Source organism: Streptomyces sp. NPDC037401 (assembly GCF_055602345.1).
Genome location: NZ_JBVJWO010000003.1, coordinates 254,171 through 279,956, shown reverse-complemented (window position 1 = coordinate 279,956; position 25,786 = coordinate 254,171). Strand labels below are relative to the sequence as shown.

Genomic DNA, 25,786 nt, shown 5'->3' with positions numbered 1-25,786 from the left:
GCACGCGGACGGCCCGCCAAAGCCGCGGCACCCCGGCCGGCGGCACCCGCGCCGGGGAGCACACCCGGTGACGGCCCGCGTACGCCCGCTCCGGAACGCCCCGGTAAGGTGCGGGTCATGGCGTCTCGCAGCACTCAGATCCTCGAAGCGGCCGCCCGGGTGATCGCCCGGCGCGGGGTACGCGGGCTGCGCGTGGAGGAACTGGCCGCCGAGGCCGGCGTCTCCACCGCCCTGATCTACTACCACTTCAAGGACCGCACCGGGGTCCTGCGCCAGACCCTCGAGTTCATCAACGACCGCGCCGAGCGCTACACCACCGACCGCGACCCGGACGACCCGCCGCTCACCCCTCGGGAGGAGCTGGAGGAAACCCTGCTGCTGGAGCTCCAGGACACCGTGGAGGTGCGGGAGAACAGCTCCGCCTGGGGTGAACTGCGGGCGAGCGCCGTGTTCGACGAGGTGCTGCGCGAGGACCTCGCCAGGGCCACCCTGGTGTGGGTCCAGGAGGTCGCCGCGATGCTGGGCCAGGTCCAGCCGATGGCCCCGGCCTCGTCGCTCGCCGCCGCCGCCGAGCGGCTCACCGCCCTGCTGGAAGGGCTCAGCATGCGGTGGCTCAGCGGCGGTATCAAGATCGGCCACGCGCGGGAGCTGATGCGCGGGGCCATCGACGCCGAACTGGCCGGGCTCCGGCAGGGCTGACGTACCCCCGGTCCCCAGGCCGGGTCGTTTCCTTGCCTCAGCTGCTGGCTGAATTTTCAGTCAGTACGCCGGACGGATCGCGGAGACCGGCCCGGCCGAGGTGCTCTTCACGCGCCCGGGCCGCTCGGTGAGGGTGCCGTACAGCTCGGGGCGGCGGGTCCGCATGAGGCCGAACTCCAGCCAGTCCCGGCGCTGGTCGAGGTCGAGGTCGGCGACGAGGACGGCGGGCCGGTCGCGCGGGGCGCGCAGCACGATCCGGCCGTACGGGTCGGAGACGGAGGACGAGCCGTAGAAGGTGGAGCGGCCTTCGGTGCCCACCCGGTTGGGCACGATCATGAAGAGGGCGTTGGCCAGGCCGTTGGCGCTGATGGCGTGCTCCCACATGGGTCGGGTGTCGAAATCCGGCAGGTCCACCTCGGAGCCGATTGCCGTGGGGTGGACGAGGATCTCGGCACCGTGCAGGGCGTACGCGCGGGCGAGTTCGGGGAACCACTCGTCCCGGCAGGTGGGGAAGCCGAAGGAGGCGCCCTCGTGGGCGACGACGGGGAAGCCGCTGTCGCCGGGCCGGAAGCAGAGGTCCTCGCGGTAGCCGGGGAAGGCCGGGATGTGGTTCTTGCGGGTTCGGGCGATCAGCCCGCCGTCCGGGCCGACGCAGACGGCGGTGTTGTGGCCGAGGCCGCCGTCCGCCGCGCGTTCGTAGAAGGAGGCGTGGACCGTGATGCCGAGGCCGGTGGCCAGCTCGGCGGCGAGACGGACGGTCGGGCCGGTCTCGACGTCCTCCAGGTGGCGCTCGGCGCCGTCGGCCATCGGGTCGTCGGTGTTGCAGAAGTAGGGGCTGCGGGTCAGCTCGGGGAGGCAGACCACCTTCGCGCCCTGCCCGGCGGCGAGGGCCACGCCCTCGCGCAGCCGGTCGTCGTGTTCGCGCTGGTCGGCGTATCAGCGCAGCTGGACGAGGCCGACGCGCAGCGGTTCGCGCTCGCCGGGCTCCGTACGGGCCGGGGAGCCGTAGGAGGTGAGGAGTGCGTACGGGGTCACGGGACGGACCGCCTTCCGAGGTTTCGGGCTATTATTTGACTGAAATTTCAGTCAGGATGGTGAAACGAAAGGATTCAGTCAAGAGAAGATCCACATGCGGAACCGATCGGTATCGTTTGGCGTCCCGGGCCCAACGCCCGGTGCAGGAACGGACGGTGTTCTTCTGTGGAGGGATCCTTGGGCGGCTCATCTGCCGGCGGTGTTCCGGGCGCTTCCCCCGCCGCGGCCGTGTGCGTCATCGGCGCGGGTCTGTCGGGTCTGGCGGCCGCACGCGCGCTCTCGGCCGCGGGAATCGACTTCGTCTGCCTGGAGAAGGCACGCGACGTCGGAGGGATCTGGCGCCAGCCGGGGGCCGGCGAGCCGGGCCCGGCCTACCTGTCCCTGCACGTGAACAGCGCCAAGCAGCTCACCGGTTACGCCGACTTCCCGATGGCGCCCGAACTGCCCCTCTACCCCCGGCACGGCGACGTCGCCGCCTATCTGCGGTCGTTCGCCGAGTGGGCGGGGCTGCTGCCCCGCATCGAACTGCGCACCGAAGTCCTCTCCGTGCGGCAGGACGGCGACGGCGCCTGGGAGGTCACCAGCCGGGACGCTCGGGGAGCGGTGGCGCAGCGGCGCTTCGGGCACGTCGTCGTCGCCTCCGGCCACCACACGGAGGCCGCGCTGCCGGATCCGCTGCCGCCGGGCTCCGACTCCTTTGCCGGAAGGATTCTCCACTCGATGGAGTACCGCGACGGCAGCGACTTCGCCGGCCTCCGGGTGGTCGTGGTCGGGATGGGGGCGTCGGGGGTGGACATCGCCGTGGACCTCTCCCGGCACGCCGCGCAGACGGTGCTGTCCGTCCGCCGGGGCCTGCACGTCGTGCCCAAGCAGCTCTTCGGCATGTCCGTGGACCTGATCGCCGATGCGCCGTGGTGGAACGACATGCCCTTCCCCGAGCAGCGCCGCTTCGTGGAGCAGGCGCTGCTCGTGGCCCGGGGGAGGCTCTCGGACTACGGCCTGCCCGAGCCCGACCACCCGGTCTTCGCCTCGGCCGTGACCATCTCCGACGAGATCCTCAGCCGGATCCGGCACGGCGGGGTGATACCGAGGCCCGCGGTCGGCTCCCTGGACGGCAGCCGGGTGTGCTTCACCGACGGGAGCGCCGTCGAGGCGGACGCGATCGTCTACTGCACCGGATTCCGGATGGCGTTCCCCTTCCTGCCCGCCGGGTGTCCGGCGGGAGCCGGCCGGGGGGCCGCCGTGGAGCTGTACAGGCGCGTCGTCGCGCCCGACCGGACCGGCCTGTACTTCGTCGGTCTGATCCGGCCCGTGGGCTCGATCACGCGGCTCGTGGAGGCCCAGGCCCGGTGGGTGGCGCGGCTCGTCGGCGGCGACGTGGCCCTGCCGACCGCAGAGGTCATGCGCGAGGAGATCGGTACGTACCTGAACGGCGTCGAGAAGCGCTACGGACGGACCGAAGGCGCATCCATCCAGGTGGACGTCGGCTCCTACCTGCGGGAGCTCCAGGACGCGTGAGGCGGCCTGACCCCGTACGCCTCCGAGGAGATGTAGGCCGTCACCCGCGTGGGCCGGCCCTGCTGGTGGGCGAGCCCCAGATAGGCGATGAGCCCCACGCCGTCCTGCAGCCCCCGGGAGGTCGCGGCGGACAGCGACCGGACGAACGGGGCGGGGTCCATGCCGTGCCGGCCGAGCACGGCCAGCGCCCGGTCGAGCGCCTCGCCGTCGTGCCGGGCGTAGTCGCGGACCGGGATGTAGAGCGTGAAGCCGCTCGGCCGGCCGGTCGCCGTCTCGGTGAAGGCGTGGCAGGACTGGACGGGCCGGCGGCCCGGCCGCAGGTCCTGCCCGGCAGCAGCGCGGAAGAACTTCCTGAGCTCCCTGCGTCCCGGGCCGCCGTCCATGCGGGACAGGCCGGCCGCCTCGGCGGCCGACAGGCCGTGGTGCGCGACGTAGACCTTCACCCGCGGCTCTTCCCAGTCGCCCAGGTCCAGGGCGAAGAACAGGTGGCGGTCGCCCTCCGGCAGCGCCTCGAACGCCCGCGTGTGGCCGAGCCGGCGCAGGGCCTCGCGCACCGTCTCGGCGGAACGTTCCTGCCCGGACGCCGCCGGGTTCAGGTACACCTTGACCTTGGGCACTCCGCCGGGGAGCAGTTCCAGCGCGCACCAGAGAGCGAGCGGCCCCTCGGGGTCCGGCGGGAAGAACAGGTCCTCCAGGTCGTCCAGGCGCGCGGTGTCGAACCCCCACCGCTTCGCCATCCCGCGGACGACCCGCAGGCCCGTGCGCCCGTTCTGCTCCAGGCTCCCGGCGCCGTACCCCGGCTCCAGCAGCACGCGCAGCGTCGGATCGGCGTCCGCTGTGAACGAGAGCGAGAACTCCACCGGCGTGTGGTCGTCGGAGAGGAAGCAGTCCCCGGCAGGCGGCAGGTCGAGCGGCCGCTCGGCGGACGGGCCCAGTGCCGCCAGCAGCGTCCGTGCATAGTGAGCGGAGTCGGCTCCGCCCAGCCCCGCGGCCTCGCACAGCCGCAGGGCCTGTCTCGCCGAGTGAGCCCCGAGGGTCTCCCCCGGGGGCGCGGGCGGAGCACCGGGCGGCGGGGCCGCCACCGGTTCTGCGGCCACCGGCCCTGCGGCCACCGGTCCTCCCGCCACTTCCCGGAGCGCCCAAGAAGATACCCGCCTGGGGAGGCGGGTATCGAAGGGGCCCACTGCGGTGGGGAGCTGCATGACAGCGGCGTCGGCGGATCTGTGGTCCACGACACCTCCTTTGCCTCGTAAGCACGACGGAACAACGCGTGGCTCACTACCCCCGGGGCTGATCCTTCATGCGGTGGCGGGGGCTCCGGAGGATGTGGACAGAATCACCTCGTCAACCAGTTGAGGAACTGGCTCCACTTGCCGTTCCGTTCACGCTTGGCGCCCGCGTCCGCCGCCGGGCGCGCAGGCTCCTCGACACGGGGCTGCGGCACGGTCCGGCCCGCCGTCCTGGCCGGGGTGAACCGCGCGGGAAGCGTGGCGAGACCGCGGTTGAAGGGGCCGGGGCGCCAGACGAGGCTGTCCTCCGGCACGGCCAGTTCGACATCGGGAAGCCGGTTGAGGAGGTTCTCGACCGCGGTGACGGTGATCTGCCGGGCGGGGTCCTTCGACGGGCAGGCGTGCGGACCGGCGCTCCACGCCAGGTGGGCGCGGTTGCTGCCGGCCTGACGCGCCGCGGTCAGCGCGGGCCCGGTGTTGGCGGCCGCGAAACTGACCAGGACGAGCTCGCCCGCCTGCAGCTTCTGCCCGGCGAACTCCATGTCGGCCGCCGGATAGTGCGGCGCGAGGTTCTGCATGGGAGGGTTCTCCCACAGCGTGTCGTCGATGGCCTCGTCGATCAGGCCGCCCTTGTGGGCGTACGCGTCGTGGGTGAGCAGCCGGTGCAGGGTGTTGCCGATGAGGTTCCGCAGCGGTTCGTTGCCCGCCACCAGCAGGAGCGCGAGCTGGTGGACCATCTCCTCGTCGGTCAGCCGCGCCTGGTGCTGCATCAGCCACGAGGTGACGTCCTCGCCGGGCCGGGCGCGCTTGAGGGCGACCAGTTCGCCGACCGCTCCGAACAGCACCTCGAACGCCCGCTCGGCGTTGACGCCGTCGAACATGCCGGTGATGCCGAACAGCACGCGGTCGCCGATGTCGGCGGTGCAGCCGAACAGCTCGTTGAACACGAACAGCGGCAGCTGCTTGGCGTAGTCGCCGAGCAGGTCGGCCGAACCCCGCGAACCGAACTGGGAGATGAGGTAGTCCGAGACCTGCCGGGTGCTCTGGCTCAGCCGGCGCGAGTCGACCCGGGCCATGCTGTCCGTGACCGCCTGGCGGAGCCGCAGATGCTCGGCGCCGTCGCTGAACATGCAGTTCGGCCGGTACGCCAGCACGGGCACCACCGGGCTGTCCGGGCTGATCCGGCCTTCGTTGAGGTCCCGCCAGCGGCGCGCGTCCTTGCGGAACGACGCCGAGTCCTGGAGCAGTTGCAGCGCCGTCGAGTAGTCCGTGACGAGCGTGGCCTCCACCCCCGGAGCCAGCTCCACGGGCGCGGTCGGACCGTAGTGGCGCAGGTAGGCGTAGTACGCCTGGGGATCGGCCGCGAACCCCGGTCCGTACAGCGGCACCCGGCCGCCGGCGTCGTGGGCAGGGCACCCTGGCGGGGGTGCGGGGGCGGTGGGATGAGCGTCCATGTCTGCTCCTAGTGAGCGCGGTCCAGCAAAAAGCGGACGAGTGTGATCAGCGCGTCGGCCGACGACCTCTCGTCACGTGCGTCGATGGTGACGACGGGGGTGTCGTCGAGGAGGTCCAGCGCCTCGCGCAGCGCCCGTTCCGTCCGGTCCGGCGTGCCGTCGAAGCGGTTGACGGCGATCGCGTAGTCGAGACCGTACTGCTCGATCAGGTCGATCACGGCGAACGAGTCCGCCAGCCGCTCGGGGTCGACGAGCACCAGGGCGCCGAGCGCGCCGCGAGCCATGTCCTCCCACATCTGAACGAACCGCTGCTGACCGGGCGTTCCGAACAGGTACAGCACGACGCGGTCGCTGATGGTCAGACGGCCGAAGTCCATGGCCACCGTGGTGGTGGTCTTGCTCCGGACGCCCTTGAGGTCGTCGAACGACTCGCCGGCGCGGGTCATCGTCTCCTCGGTGGACAGCGGAGGGATCTCCGATATCGCACCGATGAAGGTGGTCTTGCCGACGGCGAAGTGACCGACGACGAGGATCTTCACGGCGGTCTGCGTCGCACCCTCGCGGACGTACGCCTGTTTATCCAAACTTGGCGCGGAGCCCATTCAGCACCTCCTCCAGGATGTGCCTGTCCGCGAGCGGGGCGCGCTGCACGGGCGGGCGGGTGATGAGGTAGCCGCGCTCGGTGAGGGCGGAGAGGAGGATCTTCACCACACCCATGGGCAGCCGCATGTGCCCCGCTATCTCGGCGACCGAGAGATAGCCGGCGGTGCACAACTCCAGCAGTGCCTGCTCTTCGGGGGAGAGCTGGGTGGGACGCTGCTGTCCGTCGCCCGCCGCGGTGACCAGCGTGATCAGGGACAGCTGTTTTTCGTCGGGCAGGCCGCGCCCCTTGGTGATGACGTACGGACGAACTAATTCCGCGGCCTCGGGTTCCAGTTCGTCGAAGCCCCTCATGAGCGGATGCCGAGGTTCTCGCGCGGCGGAGTCGTCAGGACCTTGCCCAGCTGGCCGACGAGCTGCTGCATCCGGAAGGTGATGTCCTGCATGTCGACGTCCGGCGAGGCGGAGACGCCGAGATATGCGCCCTCCCCGGCGGAAATCAGGAAGACCCAGCCGCCGTCGAATTCGACGAGCGTCTGCCGCCACTGAAGGTGGCCCGCCTCGATGAAGAACCCGAGCGAGCGGCTGAGCGACTGCACGCCGCTCATTGCGGCGGCGACCGTGTCGGCGTTGTCCTTGTCGAAGTCCTTCGTCCGGGCCATCAGCAGACCGTCGGCGGAGACCAGGACCGCGTGCAGCGCCCCGGGAATCTCCAAGGCGCTGTCAAGCATCCATGACAGATCGTTGTTCACGAGATCTCATGCCCTTCGCTGCTCGCATCACGTGTGCTGCTCGTTTGGTCCGCCGGGCCCGGGCGGGTGGCCCGTCCGGACACCGTGCCCCGCTGGAACGCCCCCATGATCGCCGCGGCTTCCACCTCGGAGCGGCCCGTGGCGGGCGCGGCCGACGTGCCGCCGGGCACGATGGCCATCGGGCGCTTGCGGCTGCGCCGCGGCAGGCCGTCGACGGTCGAGGACGTGCTCACCGCGGGTTCGGGACCGCGCGGGTCCGTCGCGGAGACGGGGGCGGCCGGCGCCGGGACCTTCTTCTCCGGCATGGCGGTGAGCAGGTCGTGCGGCAGGAGGAGGACCGCGCGGACGCCGCCGTACGGCGAGCTCGAGTCCACGGACACCTCGAAGCCGAAGCGCTCGCAGAGCACGCCGATCACCGCGAAACCGAACTGCGGGGGACTCCCGAGTCCGGAAACGCCGGAAACCCGCTCGGTCGACAGGAGCTTTTCCGCCCGGGCCCTCTCCTCGTCGTTCATGCCGACACCGGCGTCGTCGACGACGATGCAGATGCCCTTGGGTACGGTACGAATGTTGATTTCGACCACGGTGTCGGGGCTGGAATAGCTGGTGGCATTGTCGAGCAGCTCGGCGAGAGCCAGTGCCACCGGTTCGACGGTCCGATTGGTGATACCGAAGTCGACCTGCGAGAGAATTTCCACGCGACGGAAGTGACGGATTCTTCCCTGCGCGCTGCGGACCACGTCATAAACCGAGGCGACCTCGCGCTGGCGCCCCAGCCAGCCGTCGCACAACACGGCAATGGACTGGGCGCGCCGCCCGAACTGGGAGTTCGTGTGGTCGATTTCCAGAAGGTCCTGGAGAATGACGGATTCGCCGTACTTGCTCTGGAGTCCGGAAATGACCGACTGCTGCTCGGCGGCAAGACCCTGAAGGGTCCGCATCGCGGACTTCAGGACCGACTTCGTCGCGTCCTGGGCCTGCTCCTTCTCGGCCTCGACGGACTTCGAGAAGCTGCTCTCCAGCTCGGCGTAGTGGGTCTTTATGTCTTCGATCTCGTGCTGGAGAGCCCGTGCCGCCCTGCGCTGGCGAACGATGACGGCGACCGCGCCGACGGTGGAGACGAGCAGGGCCCAGACCACTGGGTTCTGTATGTAATGCGTCATAAGACTCTCTTCAGGCGACTGACGGCCAGTTGCTGAATCCCGTCAATGCGGGTGGACCGGCGACCGTCCGAACAGGGGCACCTCCGGATGGCCGCCGTGGTCGGAGATGTCGTTTTGCGCCCATCCGCCGCTCCGCAAGCGCGATGATCGTATCACTGGGCGTGAGCAGGTGACCGACCGTCAATGCGCCGTTCCCTGGTGGGCATTGGCCCGTTCCGGCCCACTTCACGAGAACGTAATGGAGTGCGCGAGGCCTCTCGCAACTCGGCTTGCGCCCCGCCCGGCGAGGTGTCCGATTAAAGGCAATCTATGGCTTTCGGGGCTTGCCGGCGGCCGAGTGGGACGCCGCAGCGCGAGCAGTTACGGACATTCCCCGGATGGCGTGGAATTGCGCGGGGGAGCCGGCGTGCGGGGCGTCGGCCGCGCCGGCCGGCCCGGGGTGTCGGCGGGGCCCGTTAGGCTTCCCGAATGGCCCCTTCGGACCCTTCCCCCGAGCTCTCCGACGCGCTGCAGGTCCTGCACCGCGTCTTCGGCTACAACTCCTTCCGCGGCGAGCAGCAGGAGATCATCGAGCAGGTCGTCGGCGGCGGTGACGCCCTCGTGCTGATGCCGACCGGCGGCGGCAAGTCGCTCTGCTACCAGATCCCGGCACTCGTCAGAGAAGGCACGGGCGTCGTGATCTCGCCGCTCATCGCACTGATGCAGGACCAGGTGAACGCGCTCACCGCCCTCGGGGTGCGGGCCGGCTTCCTCAATTCGACGCAGGACCCCTACGAGCGGCAGGCCGTCGAGCAGGCCTTCCTCGCCGACGAGCTGGACCTGCTCTACCTGGCCCCCGAGCGGCTGCGCTCCGAGGGGACGCAGCGGCTGCTCGACCGGGGCAGGGTGTCGCTGTTCGCGATCGACGAGGCGCACTGCGTCGCCCAGTGGGGCCACGACTTCCGCCCCGACTACCTCGCGCTGTCCATGCTGCACGAGCGCTGGCCGAAGGTGCCCCGGATCGCGCTGACCGCGACGGCCACGAAGGCGACCCACGGCGAGATCGTGGCGCGGCTCGGCCTGGAGGACGCCCGGCACTTCGTCGCCAGCTTCGACCGGCCGAACATCCAGTACCGCATCGCCCCGAAGAACAACCCCCTCAAGCAGGTGCTGGAGCTGATCCGGACCGAGCACGACGGGGACGCCGGAGTCGTCTACTGCCTCTCCCGGGCCTCGGTGGAGAAGACGGCGGCCTTCCTGGTGGAGCAGGGCGTCGACGCCGTGGCGTACCACGCCGGAATGGACGCCCGTACGCGCGCGGCCAACCAGGCGCGGTTCCTGCGGGAGGACGGGGTCGTGGTGGTGGCCACGATCGCCTTCGGCATGGGCATCGACAAGCCGGACGTGCGCTTCGTCGCCCACCTCGACCTGCCGAAGTCGGTCGAGGGCTACTACCAGGAGACGGGCCGGGCCGGCCGCGACGGCGAGCCGGCCACGGCATGGCTGGCGTACGGCCTGCAGGACGTGGTCCAGCAGCGCAAGCTCATCGAGGGCTCCGAGGGCGACGAGGCGCACCGCCGGTCGCTGGGCATGCACCTGGACGCCATGCTCGCGCTGTGCGAGACGGTCGACTGCCGCCGGATGCGGCTGCTGGAGTACTTCGGGCAGTCCGGCGGGCCGTGCGGCAACTGCGACACGTGCCTGACGCCGGCCGAGTCCTGGGACGGGACGGTCGCGGCGCAGAAGCTCCTGTCCACGGTGTGGAGGCTGGCGAAGGAACGCCGCCAGAAGTTCGGCGCCGGCCAGATCATCGACATCCTGCAGGGCAAGAAGACCGCCAAGGTCATCCAGTTCGACCACGACGGGCTCTCGGTCTTCGGCGTCGGGTCGGACCTGAGCACCGCGGAGTGGCGCGGGGTGGTGCGCCAGCTGCTGGCGCTGCGGCTGCTGGCGGTGGAGGGCGACTACGGCACCCTCGTGCTGACGGACGACAGCGGCGAGGTGCTCGGCGGGCGCCGCAGCGTCCCGATGCGGAAGGAGAAGGCCGCCGCCGCGCCGTCCCGCAAGGAGTCCGGGTCGCGCTCGGGCAAGGGCGCGCGCGTGCCGGTCGACCTGCCGGCCGCGGCCGAGCCGGTCTTCCTGGCCCTCCGGGCCTGGCGCGCCGCGACCGCGCGCGAGCAGGGAGTACCGGCGTACGTCGTCTTCCACGACGCGACGCTGCGGGAGATCGCGACGCGCCTGCCCGCGACGGTGGAGGAGCTGGGCGGGGTCGGCGGGGTCGGCGAGGCCAAGCTCGCCAAGTACGCCCAGGGCGTCCTCGACACCCTGGCGGAGTGCGGCGCCGCGGCTGCGGCCCCTGCCGGGCCGGGCCCCGCAGCGGGCGCCCCGGTGGCGGACCCCGCGGCGGCGCACGGGGAGGAGCCGCCCTTCGGGCCGGAGGAACCGGAGGAAGAGGACCCGCCCTGGGACGACTGGCAGTGAGGCGGTCCCGGCGTGGCCGCGGGGCCGGGGGCCGGGTCCGGGAAGACGCCGACGGGTGCGCACCGGCGGGGGAGGCCGGTGCGCACCCGTCGGGGGGTGCGGGTCGGGTCAGGACCGGCCCGTGAGCTCCGGCTCGCGGTCGGCCGGTCCGGCTCCCTGGGTCCCGGCCTGCGGCGTGCGGGACTTCAGCACGGCCCAGCCGATCCCCAGGCAGACCGCCCAGCCGGCACCCACGTACAGCGAGACGCGGCTGTCGGGGTCGATGGCGATCAGCACGGTGACCATGAGCAGGAAGGCCACGGCGATCCAGCTGCACAGCGTGCCGCCCGGCGCGGGGAAGGACGACGCCGGGAGGCGGCCGGCCACCACCGCGCGGCGGTAGCGGATGTGGCTGACCAGGATCATCAGCCAGGTCCAGATGCCGGCCGCCGTCGCGACCGACATGACGTACCCGAACGCCTTCTCGGGGACCACGTAGTTCAGGACCACTCCGATGCCCATGAGGGCGGCGGAGAGGGTGATGCCGAGGGCCGGGGTCTTGGTGGAGCTCAGCTTGCCGAGGATCTTGGGGGCCTCGGAGTTGGCGGCGAGGTCGCGCAGCATGCGGCCGGTGGAGTACATGCCGGAGTTGCAGGACGACAGGGCCGCGGTGAGGACCACGAAGTTGACGATCGCCGCACCGGCGGGAATGCCGATCTTCGCGAAGGCCGCCACGAAGGGGCTGACGCCCGGCTCGAACTCGGTCCACTTCACGACCATCAGGATCACGCTGAGGGCGCCGACGTAGAAGACGATGATGCGCCACGGCAGGGTGTTGATCGCCTTGGGGAGGGTCTTCTCCGGGTTCTCGGACTCGCCCGCGGTGACGCCGACGAGCTCGACGGCGAGGTAGGCGAACATGACGCCCTGCAGGGTCATCAGGCTGGAGCCGACGCCCTTGGGGAAGATGCCGTCGAAGGCCCAGAGGTTGGACACCGCGGCGGTGTCACCGGCCGCGCTGAACCCGAAGGTCACGACGCCGATGCCGATCACGATCATGCCGATCAGGGCGGTGACCTTGACCATCGAGAACCAGAACTCGATCTCGCCGAAGATCTTCACCGAGATGAGGTTGGCGACGTAGAGGACCACCAGGAAGACCAGGGCGGTCACCCACTGCGGGACCTGCGGGAACCAGTAGTGCACGTAGATCGCCGCGGCGGTCAGCTCGGCCATGCCGGTGACCACCCACATGAGCCAGTACGTCCAGCCGGTCGCGAATCCGAAGAACGGGCCGAGGAATTCACGGGCGTACTCCGCGAACGAACCCGAGACGGGCCGGTACAGGAGCAGTTCGCCGAGCGCCCGCATGATGAAGAAGACGATGACGCCGGCGAGGGCGTACATGAGGATGAGGCTGGGCCCGGCCTTCGCGATGTTCGCGCCGGCGCCCAGGAAGAGGCCGACACCGATGGCGCCGCCGATGGCGATCATCTGGACCTGGCGGCTGCCGAGCCCGCGCTCGTAGCCCTCCTCGGGCGTGCCGCCCGCGGTCGTGCCGTCGTCGTCGCCGCGGTGCTGTTCAACCTGCGTCGAGGTCATGCTGTGGTGCGCCTTTCCGCTCCATGGCGATCCGCGGCCGTGCTCGGCTGCGGATCGGGTTCCGATCCCCCGGATGCTGATGGAGTTGCTGCCGACGGTCGGCCGGCTCCAGCGCCTCTGCGCGGACATGGGTGGTCCGGCAGGCGGTCGTGAAGATGTACCACGGCATCCGGCGCAGAACCGTGGCGTACATCACCGGCAAATCAGTCATTCGCCAGTGATCGGGCCCAAAGGCCCTCGTACGGTCACGGGATCGTTATCCGGATCTGAGGCTCCGCTGAGCGAGCGTGCAGTGACAGCACGGCAATGTGTGCCGTGCGGGTTGCTCGCGCGGTCGGCCGGACACGCGGCGTGACCGAAGCGTGATCAAAGGGCGCGCCCGAGGCGGCGCCGGACCGCCGCCCGCCCGGCGCGGCGGCCTGCGGCCGGCAACTCGCCCCGGGCGAGGTGGGGTTGGCGGGGGCGCGGGATGTGCACCGGGGCGCGGACCGGCAAGAGGGGCCGATCCGGCAGGGCTTGGCCGGTTCCGCTCTTGCGGGTGGCCTCCGGGCGACCCTTTGTCATCTCGTAAGGTTAGGCTAACCTTCCCAGCGTGCAGGTAGCTGAAGAGACCACCGCGGCGTTGCGTCCCCGCGGCCATGAACTGGCGGCCACGGGCGTCACCGTGGCCTACGACGCCGTTGACGTCGTACACGATGCTTCGTTGACGCTGCGGCCCGGGCGGGTGACCGTCCTCGTGGGGCCCAACGGCAGTGGCAAATCCACACTGCTGCGCACCGTAGCGCGGCTCCAGCGCCCCCGGACGGGCACCCTCGTCATCGACGGCGACACCGACGGACTCGCGCTGGGCCCCCGTGAATTCTCGCGCCGGGTCGCCCTGCTCACCCAAGGGCGCCCCACGCCGAGCGGGCTGACCGTACGCGACCTCGTCGAGTTCGGCCGCTACCCCTACCGGGGCCGCTGGGGCCGGGACGACCCGGGCGGCCGGGACGCGGTGGACCGCGCGCTCGCCCTGACCGGAGTCGCCGAGCTCGCCGGCCGCGGCGCCGAGCACCTGTCCGGCGGCCAGCTCCAGCGCGTCTGGCTGGCCGGCTGCCTCGCGCAGGAGACGGGCGTGCTGCTGCTCGACGAACCGACGACCTACCTCGATCTGCGGTACCAGGTCGAACTCCTCGACCTCATGCGCGATCTGGCGGACGACCACGGCATCGCCGTGGGCGCCGTCCTGCACGACCTCGACCAGGCCGCCGCCGTGGCCGACCGGATCGTCCTGCTCCACGCGGGACGCGTCATCGCCGACGGCGAGCCCGCAGACGTACTGACGCCGCAGCGGCTGACCGACACCTACGGCATCCGCATCGACGTCGAAACCGACCCCCTCACCGGCCGGCTGCGCACCCGCGCGATCGGCCGGCACCACTCGCGAAGCGAAAGGCTCAGCACCACCTCATGAGACGCCTTCTCCTCACCGCCGCGGCCGCCACCGCCGCAGCCGTCACCCTGACCGCGTGCGGGACCACCGAGCCCGCCGCCGACGACGCCGCCGCCAAGAAGACCACCACCGAGCGCATCACGCTCACCGACGCCTCGGGCGCGAAGGTGGAGCTCGACGGCCCCGCGAAGAAGGTCGTCGGGACCGAGTGGAACGTCGTCGAGAGCCTCGTTTCGCTGGGCGTCGCCCCGGTCGGCGTCGCCGACGTCAAGGGCTACAAGACCTGGAACACGGCCGTTCCCCTGAAGAACGAGCCCAAGGACATCGGCACGCGCGGTGAGCCGAGCATGGACACCATCGCCGCGCTCAAGCCGGACCTCGTCATCGCCACATCCGACCTGCCGCCCGCCGCCCTCAAGCAGCTGCGCAAGGTCGTGACGGTCCTGGAGGTGCGCCCCGGCGACGCCGCCGACCCGGTCGGCCAGATGACCGAGAACCTCGACCTCATCGCCCGGGCCACCGGCACGACCGCGAAGGCCGCAACGCTCAAGCAGCAGTTCCAGGCGAAGCTCGACGAGGGCAAGAAGGCCCTCGCCGACGCCGGTCACGCAGGGGCTCAGTACGCCTTCGCCGACGGCTACGTCGTCTCGGGCCAGGTCTCGATCCGCCCGTACACCAGCGGCTCGCTCATCGGCGCAGTCAACGAGAAGCTCGGGCTGAAGAACGCCTGGACCGTCAAGGGCGACCCGGCGTACGGCCTGGCCACCACCGACGTCGAGGGCCTCACCAAGCTCGGCGACGTGCAGTTCGCCTACATCGCCAACGAGGGCGACGAGTCCAGCACGCCGTTCTCCGGCGTCCTGGCCAAGGACAAGGTGTGGACCTCGCTGCCCTTCGTGAAGAAGGGCAACGTGCACCGGCTGCCCGACGGCATCTGGATGTTCGGCGGTCCCGAGTCGATGAACAAGTACATCGACTCCGTCGTCACCGCGCTGAAGAAGTAACACCATGGCCGTCACCGCAACCACTCCCGCCGCCCCTCCGTCGGCGTTCACGTCCCGGACGGGCGCGGCCGCGGTGGCGGCCGCACTGGTCCTCCTCGTCGCCGGCCTCGCGGCCGTGGACATCACCCAGGGCACGGCCGCCGTCGGCGCGCCCGAGGTGTGGAAGGCGCTCACCGGCCGGGCCGACCCTGCCGACGCGTCCGTCGTCATCGCCTCCCGGCTGCCGCGGATGACCGCGGGCCTGGTCGTCGGCGCCCTGCTCGGCACGGCGGGCGCCGCCCTCCAGGCCGTCAGCCGCAACGTCCTGGCCTCGCCCGACACCCTCGCCGTCAACGCCGGCTCCTACCTCGCCCTCGGCATCGCCGCGGTCTCCGGCTTCTCGCTCCCGCTGCTGCTCTCCTCCGGCATCGCCTTCGCCGGCGGACTCGCCGCGGCTGCCGTCGTCCTCTCCCTGTCCGGTCTGGGCGCCGGCACCGTCCGGCTCGTCCTCGCCGGCAGCGCCCTCACCCTCGGCCTCACCGCCGTCACCGAGGGCCTGCAACTGCTGTTCCCCCAGGACACCGAGGGCCTCTTCCGGTGGAACCAGGGCAGCATCTCCCAGAGCGGCTTCTCCGCCGTACTGCAGATGGCCCCCGTCGGCATCGCCGGCCTCGTCGGACTGCTGCTCCTCGCCCGCCGGATCGACACCCTGGCCCTCGGCGACGACGCGGCCCGAGGCCTGGGCGTCCCCGTGCGCTCCACCCGTGTCGTCTCCGTCGTCCTCGCCGCCCTGCTCTCCACGGCCGCCGTGACCCTGGCCGGCCCCATCGGCTTCGTCGGGCTGTGCGCCCCCGCGCTCGTCCGCCCGCTCGGCCGCAGGTTCCGTGCGTTCGCCCGGACGCGTACGAGCCTGCCCGTCGCCGCACTGATCGGTGCCGCGCTGGTGCTCGGTTCCGACGTGCTGCTGCGCGCCTTCGTGCCGCCGGACGTGGCGGTCGCGGTGCCGACCGGCGTCGTCACCAGCCTCGTCGGCGCCGTCTTCCTGATCGTCATGGCCATCCGGGTCCGGGACACGGCCGGGGCCGCGCCGGCCGACCGGCTCCGCATCAGGAGCCGGACCGTCTTCCTCACCACGACGGCCGTCCTGGTGGCGGTGCTCATCGGCCTGATCGTCACCGCCGTCCTGGTCGGAGACAGCAAGCTGCTGCTGGGCGACGTGGTGAACTGGGCGCAGGGGCGGGCCGGCCGGACCGTCACCTTCGTGCTGGACTCCCGCGTGCCCCGGGTCCTCGCCGCGCTCCTCGCGGGCGCCGCCCTCGCGCTCGCCGGCACGCTGGTCCAGGCCGTGACCCGCAACCCGCTCGCCGAACCGAGCATCCTGGGCATCTCCGGCGGCGCCGCGCTGGGCGCCGTCCTCCTCGTGACGACGGTCCCGCTCGCCGGGTCGTGGAGCGTGGCCGGCGCGGCGTTCGCCGGTGCAGCGGCCGCCTCCGTCATCGTGTTCGGACTCGCCGCGCGCGGCGGGTTCCAGCAGAACCGGCTGGTCCTCGTCGGGTTCGGCATCGCCACCGCGGCGGCCGCCCTCGTCGCCCTCCTGATCATCCTGACCGACCCGTTCAACGCGACGAAGGCGCTGACCTGGCTGTCGGGTTCCACGTACGGGCGGACGCTGCCCGACGTCGTGCCGCTCGCGGCCGTCCTCGTCGTCGGCCTGGCCGCCGCGGTCCTGCGGCGCGCCGAACTCGACCTCGTGTCCCTCGACGAGGACACCCCGAGGCTGCTCGGCCTGAACCTCGGACGGGGACGCCTCGGCTTCCTCACCCTCAGCGTGCTGCTCAGCGCCACCGCCGTGGCCGCCGCCGGCACCATCGGCTTCGTCGGGCTCGTGGCCCCGCACGCGGCCCGTGCCCTGGTGGGCCGTCAGCACACCCGGGTGGTCCCGGTCGCGGTGCTCCTCGGTGCGATCCTCGTCTGCACCGCCGACCTGGTGGGCCGGACGGTCATCGCCCCGGCGCAGCTCGGCGCCGGCCTCATGACCGCCGTGATCGGCACGCCGTACTTCCTCTACCTGCTCGTCCGCAGCCGCCGCTAGCCGCCGGCCGCACGCGCACGGGAGATGCCCGGGACCCGCAAGCGGGTCCCGGGCATCTCCCGTGAGGTCAGGGGCGCGCGGTCACGGGCGCTGGGTCAGGTACCCGCCCATGGACGTGAAGTACTCGGTCGCGGGCAGCTCCCGGCCGTCCTCGGTCCGCACCCGGGTGATGGCCAGCCCGTGGTTGCGGCCGGTGCGGGCGTCGGCGCCCGCGACGATCACCACGCCCTCGCCCTCGCAGTAGAAGATCCGGCCCGGCGTGCCGCCGTACCGGCCCTCGGACACGAAGGCGGCCAGGACCTCGATCCGCTTGCCCTTGTGGAAGGTGAAGGCGCTCGGGTACGGCTCGGACTGGGCGCGGACCAGGCGGTCCAGGTCCTCCGCGGGCCAGCTCCAGTCGATGCGGCTGTCCTCGACGGACCGCTTGTGGTAGAAGCTCGCCTGGGACCGGTCCTGCTTGGTGTACTGCGCCTGCCCGGAGGCGATCAGGTCCAGCGCGCCCACGGTGACCGGGGCGATGAGGTCCACGGTCCGGTGGAAGAGATCGGTGGCGGTGTCCTTCGGTCCCACCGGCACCGCCTGCTGGAGCACGATGTCGCCGGCGTCCAGCTCGTCGTTCATCACGTGGGCGGTGACGCCCACTTCGGTCTCGCCGTTGATCAGGGCCCAGATCAGCGGCGAGAAGCCGGCGTACTTCGGCAGCAGCGCGTCGTGGATGTTGAGCGTGCCGTGGCGCGGGAGCCCGAAGACGCGCGGGGGGAGCCAGGTCCGCCAGTTGTTGGCGACGATGATGTCCGGGTCGGCCTCCTTGAGGCGCTCGAACAGCTCGTCGTCGTCGGGGCGGTTGCGGATGAGCACCGGGACGCCGTGCTCCTCGGCGAGATCGGCGACGGAGTCGCTCCAGATCTTTTCGTAGGCGTGCTCGCTCTTGGGGTGTGTCACGACCAGCACCACGTCGTGCTCGGAGTCCAGGAGGGCTTGCAAGGTCCGGTGCCCCCAGGTCTGGTAACCGAACATGACGACCCGCATGGGGTTCCTCCTCAGAGCAGGGGGTTTGGCAACGTCGAGTAAAGCAAGGCTTGCCTAACTTCGCAATGGTGCCCCTCCACAAGCAAGTTGACGACCCCTCGGATCCCGCCCGCCCGGTTTGTCTATCGACAGGCCTGTTGGGATCAGGTTAGCCTTGCCTAAGTTCCGGGTCGCGACCCGTCGCTGCGCCCGAATTCCGTGTTCCTCCGCGTCCGCGTCCGCTGCCCGACCGACGGCTGCCCGCCTGCCCGGCGCGGCGGCTGCCCTCGCACGATGGGAGTGACATGGCACAGGATCGTCCTGGCGACGTCCCGTTGATTCACGACCTCATTGGCATCGGCTTCGGGCCGTCCAACGTGGCCATGGCGATCGCGGTCAGCGAGCACAACGCGCGCGTGGGCCGGCAGGAAGCGATCAACGCCCACTTCTTCGAACAGCAGCCGCGCTTCGGCTGGCACCGCGGCATGCTCATCGACGACGCGACCATGCAGGTGTCCTTCCTCAAGGACCTGGTGACGCTCCGGAACCCGGCCAGCGAGTTCAGCTTCCTGTGCTACCTGAAGAGCAGGGGTCGGCTGGTCGACTTCATCAACCACAAGAACCTGTTCCCGCTGCGGGTGGAGTTCCACGACTACTTCGAGTGGGCCGCGGGCCAGGTCGACGACACGGTCTCGTACGGCCACGAGGTCGTCGGGGTCACCCCCGTCGTCCGCGACGGAGTGGTGGAGTACCTGGACGTGACGGTGCGGTCGGGGGAGGGGCTCGCGCTCCGCCGCACCCGCAACCTCGTCATAGGCACCGGCCTGCGCCCCCAGATGCCGGACGGCGTGGAGCGCACCGACCGCGTCTGGCACAACTCCGACCTGCTGGCGAAGGTCGACGCTCTGGAAGGGGCCGCCCCCTCCCGGTTCGTGGTCGTCGGTGCCGGGCAGAGCGCCGCCGAGAACGTCGCCTACCTGCACCGGCGCTTCCCGGCGGCCGAGGTCTGCGCCGTCTTCTCCCGGTACGGGTACAGCCCCGCCGACGACAGCGCCTTCGCCAACCGGATCTTCGACCCCGACGCGGTGGGCGAGTTCTTCACCGCACCGGAGGACGTCAAGCGACGGCTGATGGACTACCACGGCAACACCAACTACTCCGTGGTCGACATCGACCTGATCGACGACCTGTACCGGCAGATGTACCAGGAGAAGGTGCTCGGCACCGAGCGCCTGCGCTTCCTCAACGTCTCCCGGCTGACGGACGTCAGCGAGACCCCCGACCGGGTCCGCGCGACCGTGCAGTCCCTCGTCACCGGGGAGGAGACTCCTCTGGACGCGGACGTCGTGGTCTTCGCCACCGGCTACCGCCCCGCCGACCCGCTCGGCCTCCTCGGCGAGGTCGCCGACCGCTGCCTGCGCGACGACGAGGGCCGAGTCCGCGTCGAGCGCGACTACCGCATCGCGACCGACCCCGCACTGCACTGCGGCATCTACGTACAGGGCGGCACCGAGCACACGCACGGCATCACGTCGTCCCTGCTCTCCAACACCGCCATCAGGGTCGGCGAGATCCTGGACTCGCTGCTCGACCGTGGCCTCAAGTCCGATGCCGACGAGGTCAGGACGGTCGCCGACGGGACGGGCAGGACGGCCCGGTAGCGCTGGGCGCGCCTACCGGTCTGAGGACTCACGCTGCCGCTCGGCGGCAGCGCCACCTGCGATGTTCCGCCGGTGGAGCGAAGGGATGCGAAGGGATAGCGTACAGCGACATGGGCACGACTGCAGTGGTGGAGCGCTCCGCGCCGAAGGGTGCAACGGACGCCCGTCGGCGAAGAGTTGTCGGTTCGGTGACGCTCGTGTCGGTCCTCCTCGCGGCAGCGGTGGTGTCGCTGGCCGTGGGTGCGCGCGCGCTGAGTCCGGCCGAGGTGTGGCACGGGCTGACGGCGGATCCGGACCCCGACCGGCGGCTCACCGAGATCCGGCTCATCGTGCAGACCGTACGGGTGCCGCGGACGGTGCTCGCGGTCGTGGCCGGCGTGGCCCTGGGGGTCGGCGGGGCGCTGATCCAGGGGTACACGCGCAACCCGATCGCCGACACGGGTCTGCTCGGGGTGAACTCCGGTGCCTCGTTCGCCGTGGTGACGGTGATCGCCGTGTTCGGCTTCGCCGACCCGTTCCAGTACGTCTGGTTCGCGTTCCTGGGCGCGGCCGTCGCCGGTGTCGTCGTCTTCGGGCTGGCGAGCATCGGCCGGGGAGCCGGCAGCCCGCTGACCCTCGCCCTGGCCGGACAGGGCGTCACGGTGTTCCTGGCGGCCATGACCACGGCGGTCGCACTGTCGGACCAGGCGTCGCTGAACGCACTGCGCTTCTGGAACGCGGGCTCGGTGGCGGGCGTCGGCTTCGACGTCATCTGGCCGGTGACCGGGTTCGCGGCGGTCGGGCTGTTCCTCGCGCTGACCACGCTGCCCGCCGTCAACCTGCTCAACCTGGGCGACGACGTGGCGCGGGGGCTCGGCGTGAACATCGCGCTCAGCCGGACCGTCGGCATCGTCGCCATCACGCTGCTCGCGGGAGCGGCGACGGCGGCGTGCGGCCCCATTGCCTTCCTCGGCCTCATGGTGGCCCACGTGGCCCGCTACCTGACCGGCCCGGACTACCGCTGGCTGGTGCCGTACGCGGGTCTGCTCGGCGCGATCGTCCTGCTGGTCTGCGATATCGCGGGACGCCTGCTGGTGCGGCCGGGCGAGCTGGACGCCGGTGTCGTCGTGGCTCTCCTCGGCGCGCCGTTCTTCGCGGTCCTGGTGTGGCGCGGAAAGTTCAAGAACGCATGACCGGGACCGAGACGAAGCCGGCGATGGCGCCGGGCGTGCGGCTCGGCCGCGTGTCGTTCGTGTGGCGCCCGTGGATGGTGTGCGTCACCCTGCTGCTGGCCGCGGCGACCTTCCTGGTGTTCTGCCTGTCCATCGGCATCGGCGACTTCGACATCGCCCTGCCCCGGGTCGTCGCCACGCTGCTCGGCCGGGGCGAGCAGGTCGACGAGTTCGTCATCATGGACCTGCGGATGCCCCGCGCCCTGGCCGGGTGCGTCGTCGGCGTGGCGCTGGGCGTCTCCGGGGCCATCACCCAGTCCGTCGCACGCAATCCGCTGGCCAGCCCGGACATCCTGGGGATCACCGGCGGCGCGGGCGTGGTCGCGGTGTTCCTGGTGACCGTGTCGGGCGGGACCGCCACGGCGGTCGTCAACTCCGTGGGCCTGTCCGGGGCGGCGCTCGCGGGCGGCCTCGGTACGGGCCTGCTCGTCTACTTCCTGGCGTGGCGGCGCGGGATCGACGGCTTCCGGCTCATCCTCATCGGCATCTCGGTGAGCGCCGTGATGGAGGCCATCGCCACCTGGCTGCTGGTCCGGGCCGACATCAGGGACGTGGCCCGCGCCCAGGCGTGGCTGATCGGCTCGCTGGAGAACCGCTCGTGGGACGACATCCGGGTGGTGTTCTGGTGCACGCTCGTCCTGCTGGCCGTCGTGGCCCTTGTGGCGTTCGAGTTCAGGCCGCTGCACCTCGGTGACGACGTGGCCGCGGGCCTGGGCGTGCGGTATGCGCGGGTCCGGGCGGTGCTGCTCCTGTGCGCGGTCCTGCTGGCCGGCGGGGCGGTGAGCGCGGCGGGGCCCGTGCCGTTCGTCGCCCTGGTGGCGCCGCAGGTGGCGATGCGTCTGACGCGGTGCCCGACACCGCCCATGGCGGCTTCCGGGCTGGTGGGAGCGCTGCTGCTGATCGGCTCGGACCTGGTCGCGCGCGCGGCGCTGCCGATCAGCCTCCCGGTCGGCGTGGTCACCGCCGCGATCGGCGGCCCCTTCCTCGTCTATCTGCTGGTGCGGGCGAACCGCCGCTAGCCGATATGCATTCAGGCACATCTAGATCAGGGGGACTTGTGGCCGTACAGGACATCACCGGGCCGGAGGCCGGGACCGATGACGCCGCACGGCTGGCAGCCAGGGGTGTCACGGTCGGCTACGGCGGCCGGATGGTCATCGACGACCTCCACGTGGCGATCCCGCCGGGGGTGATCACCACGATCATCGGCGCCAACGGCTGCGGAAAGTCGACCCTGCTGAGGACCCTGTCGCGGCTGCTCAAGCCGGCCAAGGGGTCGGTCGTACTGGACGGCGAGGACATCGCCGGGCTCAGGACCAGGGACGTGGCCAGGAAACTCGGCCTGCTGCCGCAGTCGCCGGTCGCGCCGGACGGGCTCACGGTGGCCGACCTGGTCGCCAGGGGACGCCATCCGCACCAGAGCTGGCTGCGCCAGTGGTCGTCGGACGACGCGGACGTCGTGGAGCGGGCGCTGGCGATGACCGGGGTGTCCGACCTGGCCGACCGCCCGGTCGACGCGCTGTCGGGCGGGCAGCGCCAGCGCGTCTGGATCTCGATGACGCTGGCCCAGGGCACCGATCTGCTGCTGCTGGACGAGCCGACCACCTATCTGGACCTGGCACACGCGATCGACGTACTCGACCTCGTGGACGACCTGCACGAGTCGGGATGCACCGTGGTGATGGTGCTGCACGATCTGAATCTGGCCACGCGTTACAGCGACAACCTCATCGTCATGAGGGCGGGGAAGGTCCTGGCGCAGGGGCACCCGCGGGACGTGATAACCGCTGAACTCCTTGATGAGGCCTTCGGGTTGCGTGCCAAGGTGATCGAAGACCCGGTGGGTGACCGGCCGCTCATCGTGCCCATAGGTCGCACGCACGTGCGGCTTGATTAGATCGGACAAAGATACGACTCAAGTAAGGCTAGGCTAGCCTCACTTGAGCGCGATACTGTGTGCACGCCCTCGGGCGGGACGGCAGTGGACGGCACGAAAGCAAGGGATTTCGGATGCTCCTCCATCGATCAGCACGTACGAAGACCTGGCAGCGGACGGCGGCGGCAGTGTCCGCCGCGACGCTCGGGGTCGGCCTCCTTGCCGGATGCGGATCCGACACGGAAGACAAGGCCGAGAAGAAGGCCGACAAGGCTCCGGCCGCCTCCGGCGGAGCGTTCCCGGTCACCGTGGAGCACGCCTTCGGATCCACGAAGGTCGAGAAGACGCCCCAGCGGGTCGTCTCCGTCGGCTACACCGACGACCAGGCCATCCTGGCCTTCGGCATCAAGCCGGTCGGCATGGTCGACCAGTACCCGAACCCGCCGGGCACGACCCCCGACATCAACACCCAGTGGCCCTGGACGAAGGACAAGTGGGGCGACGCCCGCCCCGAGGTCGTCATGAAGAACGGCGACACCGGCCCGAACTACGAAAAGATCGCTTCCCTGCGGCCGGACCTGATCATCGCGGTCTACTCCGAGATCGACCAGGCCGCCTACGACAAGCTCTCCAAGATCGCGCCGACCGTGGGCCGCACCAAGGCCGAGAAGGAGCCGTTCAGCGCTCCGTGGCAGGACAACGCCGTCCACATCGCCAAGGCGCTGGGCCAGGAGGCCAAGGGCACCGAGCTGGTCAAGGGCATCCAGGACAAGCTCGACGCGGCCAAGAAGGCGCACCCCGAATTCGCGAACCAGACCGCCGTCGCGCTGTCCTGGTACAAGGACGCGGCGGCGCCGTTCACCAGCACCGACGTGCGCGGCCGCCTCGTGACGGGCACCGGCTTCAAGTACCAGACGGAGATCGACAAGATCGCCGGCGGCAAGTTCTACACCACGCTCTCCCCCGAGCGCATGGACCTGCTCGACGTCGACCGGATCTTCGTCATCAACGACAAGGCCGACACGGAAGCCCTGAAGAAGTCCAAGCTGTTCGCCAACCTCTCCGCGGTCAAGAACGGGAAGGTCTCGTACCTCCTGGACAGCGAGGGACCGGCGGTCGGCGCGGCCATGTCGCAGGGCACCCTGCTCTCCCTGCCGTACGCCATCGACGAACTCGTCAAGTCGGTCGGCTAAGTGTGAGCACCACCGACACGCGCGTCGCCCCGTCGACCCTGCACACGACGACCGGACGCGAGGCCACCCGCTGGGTCGCGGCGCACTGCCGCGAGAAGCCGTGGCTGACGTTCGCCACCGTGTTCACCACGGTCGCCGGGGCGGCGCTCCAGGTACTCCCCCTGCTGCTGCTCGGCAGGGTCGTCGACGCAGTGGTCGACGGCGGACCGCGCTCGGTCCTGGTCACGACGGGCGTGCTGATGGTGGCCGCCGCGCTGCTCGGCGCGGCGGCCACCGCCCTGTCGACCTACCTGATCGGGCGGCTGGGCGCGGACCTGCTCGCGCAACTGCGGGAAGGCGCCGTCCGGGCGGTGCTCGGAATGCCGAGCGCACGCGTCGAGCAGGTCGGCCGGGGAGACGTGCTCTCCCGGGTCGGCGACGACGTGGCCGTGCTGTCCCGGGGTATCCGGGCGGCCGTCCCCACGGTGTTCTCCGCGGGAGTGCTGGTCGTCATCGCCACCATCGGGATGTTCGGCCTGGACTGGCGGCTCGGCCTGGCCGGCGCGGGCGCACTGCCCGCGTACGGTCTGGCCCTGCGCTGGTACCTCCCACGGTCCGCCCCGCTCTACCGCAGGCAGCGGGCGGTCCAGGCCGAGCGCGCCCAGGCCTTGATCAGCGGCTTGAACGGCATCGATACGGTCCGGGCGTACCGCCTCGAGGGCGCCGTCCGCGAGAAGGTCACCACCGAGTCGTGGCGGGTCCGGGAGCTCGGCATCGAGGTGTTCCGGCTCTTCGGCCGGTTCGTCGGCCGGGAGAACCGCGCCGAGTTCATCGGGCTCGTGCTGATCATCGTGGTGGGGTACGCCCTGCTCGAGGCCGATGCCGCGACCCTGGGCGAGGTGTCGGCGGCCCCGCTGCTGTTCCACCGCCTGTTCACCCCGCTGGGCTCGATCATGTTCACCTTCGACGAGGCGCAGAAGTCGGGCGCGAGCCTGACCCGGCTGGTCGGAGTGCTGGGGGAGGCCGCGGAGGACCGGCTGGTGGGCGCCCCGGGCGTCGCACGGGCGGCCGACGTGCCGTACCCGGTGACGGTGGAGGGGCTGACCTTCAGCTATCCCGACACCGACGAGCCGGTCCTGCGGGACGTCAGCCTCTCGATCCCCGCGGGCGGTTCGCTCGCGCTGGTGGGGGCCACCGGAGCCGGCAAATCCACGCTGGCCGCGCTGATCGCCGGCATCGGAACCCCGCAGGCCGGGTCGGTGCGCATCGGGCCGAACGACCTCGCGGACCTGGACGAGGCCGGGGCACGCGCCCTGGTGAGCATCCTGACGCAGGAGACGCACGTGTTCTCCGGCCCGCTCGCCGACGACCTGCGGCTGGCCGCGCCGGACGCGACCGACGAGGAGCTGGCGGACGCCCTGCGCACCGTCGGCGCCGACGGATGGGTCGAGGCGCTGCCCGACGGGCCGCGGACGACGGTGGGCGAGGGCGGCGAGCGGCTGGACGTCACCAAGAACGCCCAGATCGCGCTGGCCCGGCTGGTGCTCGCCCGGTCGCCGGTCGTGGTGCTCGACGAGTCGACCGCGGAGGCGGGCAGCGAGGGCGCGGCCGAGCTGGAACGCGCGGTGCTGGCCGCGTGCGCGGGCCGGACCACGCTGTTCGTGGCGCACCGGCTCACGCAGGCGATGGCGGCCGACCGGATCGCCGTGCTGGACGCGGGACGCGTGGTCGAGCGGGGCACGCACGAGGAGCTGGTCGCCCTGGGCGGCCGGTACGCGCGGCTGTGGCGGGCCTGGCGCGAAGGCAGTTAGGTGACCCCGATTCGGATCGGGGCCGAAGTACGAGAACTTGAAGGGGCGT

Annotated in this window: 22 protein-coding genes; 12 read left to right on the top strand and 10 right to left on the bottom strand. The window is 71.2% G+C overall.

What is annotated here, in order from left to right; translation table 11 throughout:
- Positions 1-117: 117 nt before the first annotated feature.
- Positions 118-699 (top strand): TetR/AcrR family transcriptional regulator, encoded by a 582-nt coding sequence (locus tag ACZ7H1_RS04060; RefSeq protein WP_470783506.1) that lies wholly within the window; start codon positions 118-120, stop codon positions 697-699.
- Between the two features lie 60 nt (positions 700-759).
- Here the strand turns inward: ACZ7H1_RS04060 and ACZ7H1_RS04055 are convergent, their stop codons facing one another.
- Positions 760-1,605 carry a nitrilase-related carbon-nitrogen hydrolase gene (locus tag ACZ7H1_RS04055; RefSeq protein WP_470783581.1) on the bottom strand — a complete coding sequence of 282 codons (846 nt, stop codon included), beginning with the start codon at positions 1,603-1,605 and terminating at the stop codon, positions 760-762.
- 306 nt (positions 1,606-1,911) lie between these two features.
- Between ACZ7H1_RS04055 and ACZ7H1_RS04050 the strand changes: the two genes are divergently transcribed.
- Positions 1,912-3,252 carry a flavin-containing monooxygenase gene (locus ACZ7H1_RS04050; protein ID WP_470783505.1) on the top strand — a complete coding sequence of 447 codons (1,341 nt, stop codon included), beginning with the start codon at positions 1,912-1,914 and terminating at the stop codon, positions 3,250-3,252.
- On the opposite strand, the gene ACZ7H1_RS04045 is transcribed toward ACZ7H1_RS04050, so the two are convergent.
- The 6 genes from ACZ7H1_RS04045 to ACZ7H1_RS04020 form a co-directional block, all read right to left on the bottom strand.
- Entirely contained in the window at positions 3,225-4,364 is a 1,140-nt protein-coding gene (locus ACZ7H1_RS04045) for a tryptophan dimethylallyltransferase family protein (protein ID WP_470783504.1), read from the bottom strand. The two genes, ACZ7H1_RS04050 and ACZ7H1_RS04045, sit on opposite strands and share 28 nt — an antisense overlap.
- 224 nt (positions 4,365-4,588) lie before the next feature.
- Positions 4,589-5,935 (bottom strand): cytochrome P450, encoded by a 1,347-nt coding sequence (locus ACZ7H1_RS04040; RefSeq protein ID WP_470783502.1) that lies wholly within the window; start codon positions 5,933-5,935, stop codon positions 4,589-4,591.
- A gap of 8 nt (positions 5,936-5,943) precedes the next feature.
- Positions 5,944-6,537, bottom strand: coding sequence for a GTP-binding protein (locus ACZ7H1_RS04035; RefSeq protein WP_470783501.1), 594 nt, complete (start codon positions 6,535-6,537; stop codon positions 5,944-5,946).
- Positions 6,512-6,889 carry a DUF742 domain-containing protein gene (locus ACZ7H1_RS04030; RefSeq protein WP_470783500.1) on the bottom strand — a complete coding sequence of 126 codons (378 nt, stop codon included), beginning with the start codon at positions 6,887-6,889 and terminating at the stop codon, positions 6,512-6,514. The genes ACZ7H1_RS04035 and ACZ7H1_RS04030 overlap by 26 nt, the downstream gene beginning before the upstream one ends.
- Positions 6,886-7,287, bottom strand: a complete 402-nt coding sequence (locus ACZ7H1_RS04025) for a roadblock/LC7 domain-containing protein (RefSeq protein WP_470783498.1) — start codon at positions 7,285-7,287, stop codon at positions 6,886-6,888. Before ACZ7H1_RS04025 ends, ACZ7H1_RS04030 begins: the two co-directional genes overlap by 4 nt.
- On the bottom strand, positions 7,284-8,450 hold the full coding sequence (locus ACZ7H1_RS04020) for an ATP-binding protein (RefSeq protein ID WP_470783497.1): 1,167 nt from the start codon (positions 8,448-8,450) through the stop codon (positions 7,284-7,286). The genes ACZ7H1_RS04025 and ACZ7H1_RS04020 overlap by 4 nt, the downstream gene beginning before the upstream one ends.
- A 468-nt stretch (positions 8,451-8,918) precedes the next feature.
- Between ACZ7H1_RS04020 and recQ the strand changes: the two genes are divergently transcribed.
- Positions 8,919-10,910, top strand: coding sequence for a DNA helicase RecQ (gene recQ / locus ACZ7H1_RS04015; RefSeq protein ID WP_470783496.1), 1,992 nt, complete (start codon positions 8,919-8,921; stop codon positions 10,908-10,910).
- Between the two features lie 108 nt (positions 10,911-11,018).
- On the opposite strand, the gene ACZ7H1_RS04010 is transcribed toward recQ, so the two are convergent.
- Both ACZ7H1_RS04010 and ACZ7H1_RS04005 read right to left on the bottom strand, forming a co-directional pair.
- The gene (locus ACZ7H1_RS04010) at positions 11,019-12,491 is read right to left on the bottom strand and encodes an amino acid permease (protein ID WP_470783495.1); all 1,473 of its coding nucleotides are present in this window, start codon (positions 12,489-12,491) and stop codon (positions 11,019-11,021) included.
- Positions 12,472-12,702 carry a hypothetical protein gene (locus ACZ7H1_RS04005; protein ID WP_470783493.1) on the bottom strand — a complete coding sequence of 77 codons (231 nt, stop codon included), beginning with the start codon at positions 12,700-12,702 and terminating at the stop codon, positions 12,472-12,474. The genes ACZ7H1_RS04010 and ACZ7H1_RS04005 overlap by 20 nt, the downstream gene beginning before the upstream one ends.
- A 381-nt stretch (positions 12,703-13,083) precedes the next feature.
- Here ACZ7H1_RS04005 and ACZ7H1_RS04000 point away from each other — a divergent pair, with 381 nt between their 5' ends.
- The 3 genes from ACZ7H1_RS04000 to ACZ7H1_RS03990 are packed head-to-tail and all read left to right on the top strand — an operon-like array spanning position 13,084 to position 16,998.
- Entirely contained in the window at positions 13,084-13,944 is an 861-nt protein-coding gene (locus tag ACZ7H1_RS04000) for an ABC transporter ATP-binding protein (RefSeq protein ID WP_470783492.1), read from the top strand.
- Positions 13,941-14,927 carry an iron-siderophore ABC transporter substrate-binding protein gene (locus ACZ7H1_RS03995; RefSeq protein ID WP_470783491.1) on the top strand — a complete coding sequence of 329 codons (987 nt, stop codon included), beginning with the start codon at positions 13,941-13,943 and terminating at the stop codon, positions 14,925-14,927. The genes ACZ7H1_RS04000 and ACZ7H1_RS03995 overlap by 4 nt, the downstream gene beginning before the upstream one ends.
- 4 nt (positions 14,928-14,931) lie before the next feature.
- A complete protein-coding gene (locus ACZ7H1_RS03990) occupies positions 14,932-16,998 on the top strand; it encodes an iron ABC transporter permease (protein WP_470783490.1) in 2,067 nt (688 codons plus the stop codon).
- A gap of 81 nt (positions 16,999-17,079) precedes the next feature.
- On the opposite strand, the gene ACZ7H1_RS03985 is transcribed toward ACZ7H1_RS03990, so the two are convergent.
- Positions 17,080-18,027 carry a methionyl-tRNA formyltransferase gene (locus ACZ7H1_RS03985; protein WP_470783489.1) on the bottom strand — a complete coding sequence of 316 codons (948 nt, stop codon included), beginning with the start codon at positions 18,025-18,027 and terminating at the stop codon, positions 17,080-17,082.
- 284 nt (positions 18,028-18,311) lie between these two features.
- Between ACZ7H1_RS03985 and ACZ7H1_RS03980 the strand changes: the two genes are divergently transcribed.
- From ACZ7H1_RS03980 to ACZ7H1_RS03955, 6 genes are all read left to right on the top strand, one after another.
- Positions 18,312-19,667 carry a lysine N(6)-hydroxylase/L-ornithine N(5)-oxygenase family protein gene (locus ACZ7H1_RS03980; RefSeq protein ID WP_470783488.1) on the top strand — a complete coding sequence of 452 codons (1,356 nt, stop codon included), beginning with the start codon at positions 18,312-18,314 and terminating at the stop codon, positions 19,665-19,667.
- Positions 19,668-19,777: 110 nt separating this feature from the next.
- Positions 19,778-20,839: a FecCD family ABC transporter permease gene (locus ACZ7H1_RS03975; protein WP_470783487.1), complete on the top strand. Its 1,062-nt coding sequence runs from the start codon at positions 19,778-19,780 to the stop codon at positions 20,837-20,839.
- Entirely contained in the window at positions 20,836-21,897 is a 1,062-nt protein-coding gene (locus ACZ7H1_RS03970; RefSeq protein ID WP_470783485.1) for a FecCD family ABC transporter permease, read from the top strand. The genes ACZ7H1_RS03975 and ACZ7H1_RS03970 overlap by 4 nt, the downstream gene beginning before the upstream one ends.
- Before the next feature lie 38 nt (positions 21,898-21,935).
- Positions 21,936-22,775, top strand: a complete 840-nt coding sequence (locus tag ACZ7H1_RS03965) for an ABC transporter ATP-binding protein (RefSeq protein ID WP_470783483.1) — start codon at positions 21,936-21,938, stop codon at positions 22,773-22,775.
- 113 nt (positions 22,776-22,888) lie between these two features.
- A complete protein-coding gene (locus ACZ7H1_RS03960; RefSeq protein ID WP_470783481.1) occupies positions 22,889-23,947 on the top strand; it encodes an iron-siderophore ABC transporter substrate-binding protein in 1,059 nt (352 codons plus the stop codon).
- Between the two features lie 2 nt (positions 23,948-23,949).
- Positions 23,950-25,737 carry an ABC transporter ATP-binding protein gene (locus ACZ7H1_RS03955; protein ID WP_470783479.1) on the top strand — a complete coding sequence of 596 codons (1,788 nt, stop codon included), beginning with the start codon at positions 23,950-23,952 and terminating at the stop codon, positions 25,735-25,737.
- Positions 25,738-25,786 lie beyond the last annotated feature (49 nt).